Annotated in this window: 8 protein-coding genes; 2 read left to right on the forward strand and 6 right to left on the reverse strand. The window is 69.3% G+C overall.

All coding sequences use genetic code 11. The features are described from left to right. Positions 1-124: 124 nt before the first annotated feature. Entirely contained in the window at positions 125-1,132 is a 1,008-nt protein-coding gene (locus tag ACZ562_RS36030) for an amidohydrolase family protein (RefSeq protein WP_471188366.1), read from the forward strand. Between the two features lie 296 nt (positions 1,133-1,428). Here ACZ562_RS36030 and ACZ562_RS36035 read toward each other — a convergent pair whose 3' ends face one another. The 4 genes from ACZ562_RS36035 to ACZ562_RS36050 form a co-directional block, all read right to left on the reverse strand. Then, positions 1,429-1,830, reverse strand: coding sequence for an XRE family transcriptional regulator (locus ACZ562_RS36035; protein ID WP_471188368.1), 402 nt, complete (start codon positions 1,828-1,830; stop codon positions 1,429-1,431). A 681-nt stretch (positions 1,831-2,511) separates the two neighbouring features. Beyond that, positions 2,512-3,198: an RES family NAD+ phosphorylase gene (locus ACZ562_RS36040; protein ID WP_471188371.1), complete on the reverse strand. Its 687-nt coding sequence runs from the start codon at positions 3,196-3,198 to the stop codon at positions 2,512-2,514. Between the two features lie 289 nt (positions 3,199-3,487). Beyond that, positions 3,488-5,845, reverse strand: coding sequence for a WD40 repeat domain-containing protein (locus tag ACZ562_RS36045; RefSeq protein WP_471188373.1), 2,358 nt, complete (start codon positions 5,843-5,845; stop codon positions 3,488-3,490). Then, positions 5,832-7,976 (reverse strand): hypothetical protein, encoded by a 2,145-nt coding sequence (locus ACZ562_RS36050; protein ID WP_471188375.1) that lies wholly within the window; start codon positions 7,974-7,976, stop codon positions 5,832-5,834. Before ACZ562_RS36050 ends, ACZ562_RS36045 begins: the two co-directional genes overlap by 14 nt. 47 nt (positions 7,977-8,023) lie before the next feature. Here ACZ562_RS36050 and ACZ562_RS36055 point away from each other — a divergent pair, with 47 nt between their 5' ends. After that, entirely contained in the window at positions 8,024-9,502 is a 1,479-nt protein-coding gene (locus tag ACZ562_RS36055; RefSeq protein WP_471188378.1) for a lipase/acyltransferase domain-containing protein, read from the forward strand. Between the two features lie 148 nt (positions 9,503-9,650). On the opposite strand, the gene metF is transcribed toward ACZ562_RS36055, so the two are convergent. Further along, a complete protein-coding gene (metF, locus tag ACZ562_RS36060; protein WP_471188380.1) occupies positions 9,651-10,541 on the reverse strand; it encodes a methylenetetrahydrofolate reductase [NAD(P)H] in 891 nt (296 codons plus the stop codon). A gap of 190 nt (positions 10,542-10,731) precedes the next feature. Further along, positions 10,732-11,715, reverse strand: coding sequence for a carbohydrate kinase family protein (locus ACZ562_RS36065; protein ID WP_471188383.1), 984 nt, complete (start codon positions 11,713-11,715; stop codon positions 10,732-10,734). Positions 11,716-12,066 lie beyond the last annotated feature (351 nt).

Genomic DNA, 12,066 nt, shown 5'->3' on the forward strand with positions numbered 1-12,066 from the left:
GGTGACCGTGGACGGCGCCGTGCTCGTCGAATCCGGCGTCATTGCCGCTGTCGGTACCGCAGCCGAGTTGGACGCATCGGTGGATACGCACGTACCTCGGTTGCGGTGTCCCGGAGCGACAGTGATGCCCGGATTGCTGGACTGTCATGTCCACCTTGCCTTTGGCGCGGGTCCGGACCTGATCAGCGCGGTGGCGAACGCCGACCCGGGCGAGCTCTCCACCGCCATGGCGGAGCGCGCCAGGCAGCTGCTGGGCGCTGGGGTGACGACCGTACGGGATCTCGGTGACCGTGACGGGCTCACCGTGGAGTTGCGTTCCTCCATCGACTCCGGGGCCACAGTCGGACCCCGTATCGTCGCAGCGACCGCACCATTGACCTCGCACGGGGGTCATTGCGGCTTTCTCGGCGGTGAAGTGACCACGGACGACAACATCCGGGCACAGATCGCCCGCAACGCGGCAGCCGGTGCCGACGTGATCAAGGTGATGGCCTCGGGCGGCGCACTCACCCCGAATGGTCCACGTATGTGGCAGGCGCAGTTCACTCCCGGCCAACTCCGCCTGATCGTGGAGGAAGCGGCACGCCATGGCCTGGGAGTCGCCGCTCACGCTCACGGCACCGAGACCATTGGTCATTGTGTGGACGCCGGCGTCCGCACCATCGAACACTGCTCCTGGCGCACCGCGGAGGGCATCGTCTACGACCCGGCGATCACTCGGCGTATCGTTGACAACGATATCTCCGTCTGCCGCTGTGTCTCCGGGGACTGGCGGCTGTTCCTTGAGCAGATGGGACCCGAACGCGGCAAGGCCATGGCCGAGGTCATTCAGTCGATGCGCGAGGCCGGTGTCCGGTTCATCGCCGGTACAGATGCCGGCGTGCCGGGGGCGCGATTCGGCGACTACGTCGGAATGCTTGAGTTCTTCGCCTCGCTCGGCTTCGGGTTCGGCGAGATCGTCGACATGGCCACCGTAAACTCCGCCCACGCACTCGGACTCTCCGACACCGGCGTCCTGGCTCCCGGAATGCGCGCCGACCTCATCGTCGTCGACGGCGACCCTTTGGCTGAGTTGGGCGCCCTCCGCCGGATCCGGCACATCTTCACCGCAGGCCGCCCAGTCACCAAGTGAAGGATGATGGACGGGGCCTGTCCTCCCGGCCTCGATCCTGCATGACGGCCCGTCGGTTCTACCGGCGGGCCGATTCGCCGTTGCGGGCGGGTCATGAGGATGCCGGTGGCCGGCAGTCGCGTCGGGTGGGCGCCGGGTCCCGGAGCAGGGCCAGGGCCGGTCGCGTGGCGGTGATGTGGTCGGCGGGGGCTGTCGCTGCCCGCGTTCCCCGCCGGCGCGCGCCGGTGCCGCCCCGCGGCCTTGTCTGCGGAGCGGCACGGACACTGTGCTGCCGGGGTGTGTCCGACTGCAGTGAGTCAGCCGCCGTCGACGTAGGCACGCGCAGCGACCATGACGTCCCTGAAGCGTCCGTCGGCGATCACCGTAAGAGGGGCTTCGTCCTCCAGCTGCGGGTTCATTCCGATCATCCAGGCACGGGCGGTGTAGAGACTCTCGGCGTCCTGGATGAGTTGGAACACCTGCAGGGCCGCACGGAGGCGGTCTTCGGCTTCCTGGCGTGGTGCTGAATCGCCCGAAGCCCACTTACCGACCTGCCGGGGGTCGCTGATGTTGGTGATTCGAGCGGTCAGGCGCTGGCCGAGGTTGTCCTGCAGGAAACGGGCGATGTCCGCGATGGACATGCGCACGGTTGTGGCGTGGGCTCGCTCGGCGCTTGCTGCGCTCCTGGAGGCTGCAGGATTGTCGGCTGTGGTGGCCATGGCATTTCCTCCCTCGTGTTCTGACTGCACGCCTGGCTCTGGTGGCCGGCTGGTCGCGTGTCAGGCAACGGGTGCAGGACTTGATTGCGGACAACTCGGCCTGCCGCACGTCCGATGGCATGCAGATGCGGGCTCGGCGCCGCTAGCTGGTGTGAACGCTTCTGATAGGTGAATCCGCGGGGAAGCGTGACCTCTACGGAACCTGACGGCGCTGGACGCCTGTGGTCAGCATCGCTGCATGCCGGTCTCGGAGACAGATCCGGTGCTGGGCTGACTGAGAGGGTGCAGGCTGTGCAAGAGCTTGGTACGACGCCGGTTGCTCAGCCGGCCGGCCTGCGGAGCGCCGTCAGGGCGTATCAGCGCGATCGCGGGCGTGGCGATGGCGGCTGTTTGTAAGTGACGGCTGACTGTGTTCATGGTCCCTCCCCAATAGTTCATGCGTTAAGGCTACCCAGAATCCACCTCTAACTCCACCGTTTTTGCGCTAACTTCTACTGTCTGATGGTCTATCAAGATCAGCTGGCCGGGCTGAGGTTGGGCTGGTGACGTGCGGTTTCATTCTGTCCTGTGGTCTGACGTTGTCAGGTGGCGGCTGGGGTTTTCCTTCGTTCGGGTTACGGGATCGGTGGAGGTTTCAAGGTGGGTGCCACCAGGGGGTGGTGGGTGTGTGACGCTGCGGCGTCAGCGGATGGTGAGTCTGTACTCGTCAGCGACTCTGCGTAGCCCCTCGGTCTCCGGCCAGATGGGCTGCCTCTCCACCTCTTCCAGGTCGACATCGCTGAAGACGGCCCAGCACTGACGCATCCCGAAGCGGGAGCGGTAGGCGATTCCGTGGATCAGCCGGCCCTGTTGCGGGTCGCGCTGCGCGATCGCCCAGGCGGCGATCTGGCGCGTCACTCTGCGGTTCGTGCCCCGGATGTGTTCGGGGGTCAGGTCGGTGATGCCGAACTGCGTCAGCTCTTCCTTGAGTTCTCCCGACAACGTGCGCAGGGTCAGCTCGTCGTCGACGTCCAGGAACCGCGCTTCCTTGGCCGGCTGTAACCGCACCAGCGTGTGCCGGGTGCGCCAGTCCTGGGGAAGGTTGCCGGGATTCATGAAGTAGGGCTCGTTCCAGTCGTCCCCGATGAACTCACGCAGTTCGGGATCCACGCGGAACGGCGCCAGTGCCTCGGCGAAGCACCCGTCGAGGTCGGAGGCGCAGTACAGGGTGCCGTAGCTCACCAGGCTCCACCGGTTGCCCCCCGAGCGGCTGTCGTCTTCCCGGCTGATCTTGTTGTACTTGCGCGGGTTCTTCGCCTTCCCCAGGCGCCAGATCCCGCGCTCCGGTGCCGGTATGAGACTTACCTCTAACGGTGTGCCCTCGCTCATGGGCCGCTCCTCACTCGGATACGCACGTGCGCGTGTCGGTTCTCGGTCTGGCTCGTCGCCCGCCGCGTGTGCGGCAGGGGGCGCGTGCTTCGCCGCGCGCAGAGGTCAGGCTCCGTCATCAAGACACCTGCCTCTCACGCAGCGTTGTGACGGGTGTTGGGCAAGCACTCGCGGATGCCCAGGCGTCTGAACGCAGCCGAACGATCATTTTCTGCTGCCGGGAAGGCGAGAGCAGCTGATCCGGCCGATCCCATGAGGGGCGCACGAAGGATTTGAGGGGGCGCACGGCCTATCTCGTAGGTGACAGGTCTTCCAAGTCCACTGCGAGAACGGCCACCCCGGCCTCTCCCGCCATGGCGAGGACGACCCTGCTGGTGGATCCGTCGGCGAGATGCGCGGACAGCGTGTGCACAGGACTCCCCGTGGCCAACCGCAGAACGCAGCGCGATGTCGCCGCCTCCCAGAATCGGATCGTGCCGTCCCGGGAGGAGCTGGCGACGTAGGGGCGAGGGACATCGGCGGAGGTCGTCCAGGTGGCGATGGCCTCGACGGCATCCGTGTGCCCTTGGAGCGGCTCGCCGATGGGCGCGAGGGCGGAAAGGTCCCACAGGCGCACGGTGCCGTCATCTCCACCGCTGGCGAGAAAAGGGGGCAACGGGGAGGGGCCTGCGTTGACGGCTACGGCATTGATGATTCCCTGACGACAGTAGAAAACGTGTCTGGGCGCACCGTCTCCGGCGTCCCACAGGCGCACTGTCCCGTCGGTGCTGCCCGAGACGAACCAGTCTGCGCTGACTCCGTCGGACGCGGCGGCCACCGCTCGGACCGTGAAGGAATGCCGCCACAGCCGCAGCGGTCGTCCGCTGTCCAGGTTCCACAGCCGGACCGTGAAGTCGTCGCTGCTGATTGCCAACCGCCGGCCACCGCAGGCCACAGTCGAGGCCAGGCCGCGTATCGGCCGGGAGTGTCCCTTGAGAAGGGTGCCGGCGGCGGTGCTGCGCACAGGGTCCCAGGACCGGATGCTGTGGTCGGGAGCCGCCCAGAGGAGCGAGCGCCGGCCCTGGTCCTCCGGTGCCCAGGTGAGGGCGGGCGGAGGGTGCTCCGGTTCACCGCCGAAGGCGCCGGTGGCCGTCCCGCTGTGGGTGTCCCACAGCTGGGTCTGTGCGGTGGCGTAGCTGACGGCCAGGTGCGGTTGGGCAGCGGAGTCCGGGGTGATGGCCGCGGCTACCGCGGCGGGGGCTGTGGCGGTGCCCTGAATCGCGTGGTGGATGGCGCGTGTGTCCCACAGCCGGACGGTGTTGTCCCGGGCCGTGGAGGCGAGTCGGTCGGCGCCGTCGGCAGAGATCGTGCGCAGGGCGGTCACGGCGTCAGTGTGTCCGGTGAGCTGACCGGCCCGCTGTCCGGCGCCGATGTCCCACAGGTCGATCGGTGATCCGGAGCCTGCTGCGGCGAGCAGGTCCAGGCCGTCGATACGCAGTGCCACCAGGGCGGTGACGGGCTCTCCCTCCCCTGGGAAGGTGGCTCGGGCGCCTGAGCCCGTGTCCCACAGGGTGATGGAGCCGTCGCTGTGGCCGGTGGCGACACAGCCGGGCACCGTCGTGCCGGTCAGGGACCTGACCGGAGTGCCGACAGGGTACTCGTGCAGTAAACGATGATCCGCGATGTCCCAGATCTTCAGTGTGTGTCCGGCGCCGACCAGCAGCTGCCGATCGCCGGGGCCGGCGGCGAGGGCCAGTGCGAATGCGGCCCGTTCCGACGGGTGAGCGCTCATGTCGGCCAGGTGGTGTTCCTCGGAGTGCTCGCGCCACAGTCTCACGGCGCCGTCTCCGTTGACCGCTGCCACGGTCAACGCCCCGGCGTCGTTGCGGTATCCGGTGACGGCAGAGGCCCAGGTGTGTCCCCGAAACGTCATGTGGTCGAGCAGCGTTCCCCGGATCGTGTCCCAGACGCGCACCGTGCCGTCGGTGCTGCCTGAGACAAGCGCTCCACCGCCGGTGGAGTGCGGCACGAAGAACAGGCACCGCACGTCGCCCTCGTGTGCGGGAATCCGGTCCCCGACAGGTGCACCGGTGGTCGTGTCGATGAGCTCGATGCTGCCCGACACTGTGCCCACGGCCAGGAGTGCGGCACCACCGGGGCCTTCGGCCGTGGCCAGCGACAGACTGCGACGGCTGAGGGTCGCGAGCACGTTGGACGGGGGCGCCCATTGTGACCACAGGACACACAGTCGGGAGCCCGGGAAGTCGGTGGCCTCCCGGGGGAGGAGCCGGTGAGGGACGCCGGGGAACCGCAGAGCGGTGTAGGCCAGGTGCAGGCTCGAGCACCGGGAGGGAAGATCCGCATCCTGGGCATAGGGCTCGACGGCAGCCCATGCGGTGAGCCACGCGCGGTCCGCGCGAAGGGCGTGCGGGAGACCAAGGAGCCCCCGGACACTGTCGCCGGTGACCCACGGCAGCAGACCCGGCGGCACATGGCTGTCGTCGAGTGCCCCGCCGAGCGCGGCATGGTGAGCCAGATACCGGCTCAGATAAGGGTGGGGCACGGTCACCGCGTCAGGCCTGACCAAACGCGCCAGTGCGGCCGCGATGCGCGCATGAGCCTGCCGCTCGCCGGCATGGGGATCTTGCTGCTCGTCATCCGGATTCATCCACGGCCCCCCGCATCTCATACGGCGGCTGCGGCCACCGGCGCAGCATGACCCCGAGTCGCTCGTGGGCGGGCCGGTACACGACATGGTCATCCTCGATGTCATGCGTGAGATACCCGGCGAGCCGGCCTCCCAGCAGCCGCCGGATCTTCTCGTCGGCGTGATCGAGGCGGGCCCGCAGCAGCTCCGAGGCCACAGCCGGCCACACCTGGGCCCAGGGAATCCCCCGGCCCAGCCCGAAAGCGGTGGCGCGCAGCAGCGCGAGTGCCTCCTCACTGTTCAGGCCGTCGTCGGTGACCTGGTTGAGGTCTTGCTCGAACAGGCCCACCGTGCCCCGGTCGAGCTGTGAGAGCCACAGCGGGTCGCCGAGCAGCGTGACTCCGTCGCCGCGGCGCAATTGTTCTGCGGCCAGGCGCGCATCGAGGAAGGACCGGCCCGCATGACGCGCCACACACTCCGCCGCCGAGGTGACCACCGCCGCGTCGGTACCCCAGGCGGCCCCGGTCAGCAGAGCAGCCGCATAGGCGGCGATGTCCGCCCGCACCTCCTCACCATCCGTACGCACCACCTGCGCCGCAGGGAAGACGACCAGCAGTTCCTGCAACAGCCCTCGCAGGCCGCTGGCGACGGCCGCCTGCGGTGTACCCGGGCTGGTGCTGCGGACTCCGAGCAGAAGACGCAGGCCCCGGTGAGCGGGGGGCGGCACCGCGGGCGCGGGGCCGGCAGCCTGCGCGGGGATGGAGATCCTGCCCGCACTGCCCGGCCCACCGGCATAGGCGGCGAGGGGCACGAGAACATCGCGGATGCAGGCAACAGCGTCGGGGGATTCGTCGAGGCCGTCGACGACCACGGTGACCGTGTCTTCCTGACAGGTCGTGAAGAAGGCGCGCAGCCCTTCCTGCCACTGCCGCACGGCATCCGTCGCGGGTTGCGTGCGGTCCCGCTCACAGCCCAGTCGAGTGCCGATGGCCTCGATCAAGCTCAGCGGCCCGCGGTTGCGGGCGGACACCGCAACATCGATGGACCCCTCGTCCGGAACGCTGTCCGCGGCCGACTTGCTCGCGGCTTCCGCGTAGCGCGGTGACGCACGGAAGGCGGAATCGCTGAGGGTCACCGCCCGGGCCAGTACCGCGGACTTTCCGCTGGCGGCGGTGCCCGTCACGATGAGCACGCCCGCAGGACCTCCGACGAAGCTCGTCAGTTGCCGGTTGAGTTCACGGCGGCCGGAGAAGTACCAGCCGGGATCATCGGTGCCGGCGCGGCCGCTGGCACGGTCCAGCCAGTACTCGAGTTCCTCGGGCGTGGCCGCGACCTCCTCCCGGGCGCGGGTGACCACTTGCGGCTTGGGCCGGTAGCCCGGGTTGGGCAGAGTGGGGGTCGGCGCGCCGAGCCTCGCCTGGAGGACCGTTCGTGGACCGGCGAGCGAGAGATCACGTTCTTCGTTGAGCCGCTCGGTGGCCTGCTCCAAGGCCTGGACGAATTCGGAGATCGACAGGTGAGGGCGCGCGATGCCGGCCGCGTCCTGCAGCCAGTCGAAGGCCATGCGCAGGACGACGGCGAACTCGCGGCCCAGTACCGGGGAACGTGTCGCTGTTGTCGCCACGACGTTCAACGTCCTCTCACCGGTCCGTGGCTGGACAAGGTCGCGGGCGAGGGTCCTCAGCTCCACGTCGATGCCTTCCGCCTCACAAGCGTTGACGATCACCAGTACATGGCGGGCTCGTGAGTCGAGAGCGGCGATGACGACCTCGTTCGTCGGCATGCCCGTCGCCAGCAGGCGGTCGGTGTCGGTGCCCGGCAGGAGCAGAAAGTGTCTGGTGGACGTGCCGACGGCACCGTGTGAGGTGATGTAGACGACCAGCGCCTCGTCCTCTGCCGCCTCCCGGATGCCGGAGGTGTGCAGGAAACGCTCCACGTCGTGACGCTCTTCCGGCGCACGGAGAACCGTCTGGACGAATCCCTTCCCCGGTGCCGGCCCGGCCTGCCACCACGCGGTGACGACCGACAGTTGCTCCTCGATGGCTTTGGTGAACTCGGGATCCCCGTCCTCCACCGTCACGATGACGAGTGAGCCGGAGTGCGCCACCCCCATGCCCTCTTCGCCCTTGGACGAGCACGCCTGCCCGACCAAGCCAATCTCCCCGTGCTCCCCCGGCATGTTCTCTATTGTTCACAGCCATGAATCGCCATGGGCCAGAACATGCGAAGTCCGCCGCCGGCGCATCGGCTGTGATCGCCGACATCACCCAGGACGCCGTCGTCATCGTCCCGGGCATCATGGGCAGCGAGCTCTACGACACCGTCACACGGAAGACCGTCTGGGGCTTGTCCGGTGTGTCATGGCTCCTCAAGGCGTGGACCCGGCCCAAGGGCCTCGAGCCGCTGCGCCTGACCTCGGAGGAACTGGAAGGCAAGACCGGCCGCATCAAGGCCACTCAGCTGATGCGCCACTCGTCCTGGACGCCCTACCTCCAGGGGTTCGAGCCTTACACCGGCCTGGTCAAGACGGTCCGCGGCTGCGTCGCCGACCCGGCCGCCGTCCTGGAGTTCGCCTACGACTGGCGCCTGCCTGTCGGTCTCAACGGCCGCCTCCTGGCCGAGGCCGCCCGCCGCCACCTGACCACCTGGCGACAGCATCCCGCCCACGAAGCGGCCCGCCGCAACCGCGTCGACGAGCGCCCCGCACGCCTCGTCTTCGTCGCCCACTCCATGGGAGGTCTCGTCACCCGGTCCGCCCTCGATGCCACGTACGACAGCGACCTGGCCGAAGACACCCGCGCCGTCCTCACCCTCGGCACGCCCTTCTACGGCGCGGTGAAGTCAACCGCGATCCTCAACACCGGGCGCGGCGCCCCCGTCCCGCTCCCGCACCGGCAACTGCGGTCCATCTCCGCCACCATGCCCGGCCTCCACGACCTTCTGCCGCAGTACACCTGCCTCATAGACGGAAACAACATCCGTCGCCTCACCCCGAGCGATGTGACAAGCATCGGCGGCAACGCCGAACTCGCCCGGGCCGCAGCCGACTTCCATGGGAAACAAGCCCACGTCGCGCTGCCCGGCCACTGGGCCGTAGCGGGCACCAACCAGGCCACCCTGCAAAGTCTCACCGTCCGCGACGGCGTCGTCCACGCGCATCACCACGGAGCTCGCCAGCACTCCGGCGGCGATTTCATCCGCGACCCGCACGGCCGTCTGAGGTTCTACGACGTCAAGGGAGACGGCACCGTCTACAAGGATTCCGCAGCCGTCGGGCCCGCCGTCACGCCTCTCCCGCTCCAGCACGGAGCCATTGCCTCCGACCCGGTCGCACTCAAGGCGGTCGCGGAAATACTGCGGGACGACGAACATCTCGGTCCGCCCCAGGGCGCCCCCGGCTGCGGACTGGACGTCCCCGATCTGGTGGAAGCCGGAACGCCCTGGACCATCACGCTCAGCGGTGTGGACTCTTTGGCCGGCCTCCGGTGCGAGATCGCTGATGTGGCGGGTCGGAACCCGCAGTCCCCCAGACTGGGCTGGGGTGACGGACATATCAAGGCCAGGACGACCGTGGCCGTACCAGGCCTGTACCGCGTCACCATCCGCACCATCGACGCCCACACCGTCACCCAGCTCGTACTGGCCGGTGAACCCGGTACCGGGGAAGAAGCGGACTGAGAGACCGCGCCGACGGATCAGGGACGTCGGCTGGGGCCGGTGTCCCCGGTGGGTGGCCGGTCCAGGCCCGGACACAGAGCCGGATCAGCCACCGCCGGGTAACCGGCTTCCGGCGGGATGCCGAACAGGGCCGCGTGCGTCGGTGAACTCATGTGGTGCGAAGGCTTCTTGTGGTCACGATGCCGCGGTGGACGTCGAGGGCCGCAGTGGAGCGGTTGAGGGTGATGTAGTGCAGACCGGGGGCGCCCTCGGCGAGGAGGCGTTCGGCCATGGCGGTGGCGTGGTCGACGCCGATGCGGTGGCCGTCGGCGGGGTTGTCGCGGGCCGCTTCGAGACGGTGGGCCAGGTCCTCGGGGAAGGCCGCGTGGGACAGTTCGGCGAAGCGGCTGATCTGGCGGACGTCGGTGGCCGGCATGATCTCCGGGATGATCGGTATGGTGCAGCCCGCCGCCGCCACCCGGTCGCGCAGCCGTAGGTAGTCGTCGACGCGGAAGAACATCTGGGTGATCGCGTAGTCGGCGCCCGCGCGGCACTTGGCGACGAAGTGGCGGATGTCCGACTCCCAGTCGGCCGAGCGCGGGTGCATCTCCGGGAATGCGGCCACGCCGACGGTGAAGGCGCCCAGTTCCCGGACGAGTTCGACGAGTTGGGCGGCGTACGTGAAACCGTCCGGGTGTGCCGTCCAGGGGCCGTTCGGGTCGCCTGGCGGGTCGCCGCGCAGGGCGAGCACGTCGCGGATGCCCGCGTCGGCGTACTGACCGATGACGTGGCGCAGTTCGGCCGTGGAGTGGCCGACCGCGGTGAGATGGGCGACCGGGCGCAGAGTGGTCTCCGCGGCGATGCGCCGGGTCACGTCGACGGTCCGCTCACGGGAGGAGCCGCCGGCGCCGTAGGTGACGGACACGAAGGTGGGCGAGAGTGCCTCGACACGGCGGACGGTGTCCCACAGAGTGCGCTCGCCTTTGCCGGTCTTCGGCGGGAAGAACTCGAAGGAGAAGGTCGGTTGCCCATCGGCGAGGGCATCGCGCACCGCGGTCATGCATGGCCTCCTGCGTGGAAGTGGACACCGGTGCGCTGGGGACGGGGCAGGCCGGCGGCGCCGGGGCCGGTACGTGTTCCTTGACCGTGCGCAGACGCGCGGGCGGTCCGGGTGCGCGCCGCGCCGGCCCCGCGGGCCACGCCCGGGTGCCGCACCTTACCCTCCTCGTCGCGGCCCTCCCGAGAACCGCTCACGACACGCCCACCAGGCGCGGCTCGATCTCGCGGGCTGCGTCGCGTCCGTAGGCGCGCTCGGCCCGGTCGACCAGGTCTGCGGCGAGGGGCTTGTACTCCTGTGTACCGACCGACTCCAGAACCACGGAGGCGAGGGCGCAGCCGAGCCGGGCGGCGCGTTCGTAGGGCCAGTCCCAGGCCAGCCCGGCGAGGAACCCGGAGCGGAACGTGTCGCCGGCTCCCGTGGGGTCGGCGATCTTCTCGGTCGGTACGGCGGGCACGTCGAGGCGGGGCCGCCCCGAGCGGGACAGGCTGACGCCCTCGGCACCGCGGGTGACGACCCAGGTCCCGACCCTTTCCAGGATGTCCCGCTCACTCCAGCCCGTACGCTCCCGCAGCAGGGCGGCCTCGTACTCGTTGGTGAACAGCAGGTGCGCGCGATCGACCAGACGGCGGGTCTGCGGTCCGTCCAGGCGGGCCAGTTGCTGCGAGGGGTCGGCGGCGAGGCGGGTGCCCGCGAGGTGCGCGGCCTCGGTGTGCCGCAACATCGCCTCGGGATCGTCCGCGCCGACGTGGACGAGATCGAAACCGCCGACGCGTGCGGCCACCGCGGCGAAGTCGATCTTCGAGGCCTCGGCCATGGCACCGGCGTAGAAGGTGGCGATCTGGTTCTCCGCCTCATCCGTGGTGCACACGAAGCGGGCGGTGTGCAGGGTCTCACTGATCCGTACGGAGTCCGTGTTCACGCCGGCGGCACGCAGCCAGGCCCCGTACTCGGCGAAGTCGAGCCCCGCCGCGCCGACGAGGTGAGGGGTCAGCCCCAGACGGCCGAGCCCGAAGGCGATGTTGGCCGCGACGCCGCCCCGGCGCAGATCCAGGCGGTCGGCGAGGAAGGACAGGGACACCTGTTCCAGGTGGCCGGAGATCAGCTGGTCGGTGAACCGACCGGGGAAGTACATCAGATGGTCGGTGGCTATCGAGCCGGTCACTGCGATACGCACGGCGTTTCTCCTTGAACCCGTGGGCGGGACGGCCGGACTGCGAGCGAGGGGAGGTGCTGGGCCCTGTCGTCGGATTCCCGCCTGCCCCGCGACGCCGTGCACGCACTCTCGCCGCACCGGGGGCCCTTGCCCACGTACATCCAGTACGAGGGCAAGGGCCCGGCACGCCGAGCGCACGCACCTGACGGCGCGGGGCCCGCCCTCCGGGCGGACGACGGGATGTGACGACCGGATCTAGTGCCGCGTCAGCCAAGGATCGCCCCGTCGCGACGCCCGGCACGCTCCCCCACTGCCTCAAGGGCGTGGGAGGTGCCCCCACTCGCCGCACCGGCCGAAAGCCCAAGTACGTCC

The organism is Streptomyces sp. NPDC040410, from assembly GCF_055595715.1.

Bases quoted from the DNA above. Each gene is read 5' to 3' on its own strand.
- ACZ562_RS36055 (WP_471188378.1), top strand. From the start codon at position 8,024: ATGAATCGCCATGGGCCAGAACATGCGAAGTCCGCCGCCGGCGCATCG.
- metF (WP_471188380.1), bottom strand. From the start codon at position 10,541: ATGACCGCGGTGCGCGATGCCCTCGCCGATGGGCAACCGACCTTCTCC.
- ACZ562_RS36040 (WP_471188371.1), bottom strand. From the start codon at position 3,198: ATGAGCGAGGGCACACCGTTAGAGGTAAGTCTCATACCGGCACCGGAG.
- ACZ562_RS36045 (WP_471188373.1), bottom strand. From the start codon at position 5,845: ATGAATCCGGATGACGAGCAGCAAGATCCCCATGCCGGCGAGCGGCAG.
- ACZ562_RS36035 (WP_471188368.1), bottom strand. From the start codon at position 1,830: ATGGCCACCACAGCCGACAATCCTGCAGCCTCCAGGAGCGCAGCAAGC.
- ACZ562_RS36030 (WP_471188366.1), top strand. From the start codon at position 125: ATGCCCGGATTGCTGGACTGTCATGTCCACCTTGCCTTTGGCGCGGGT.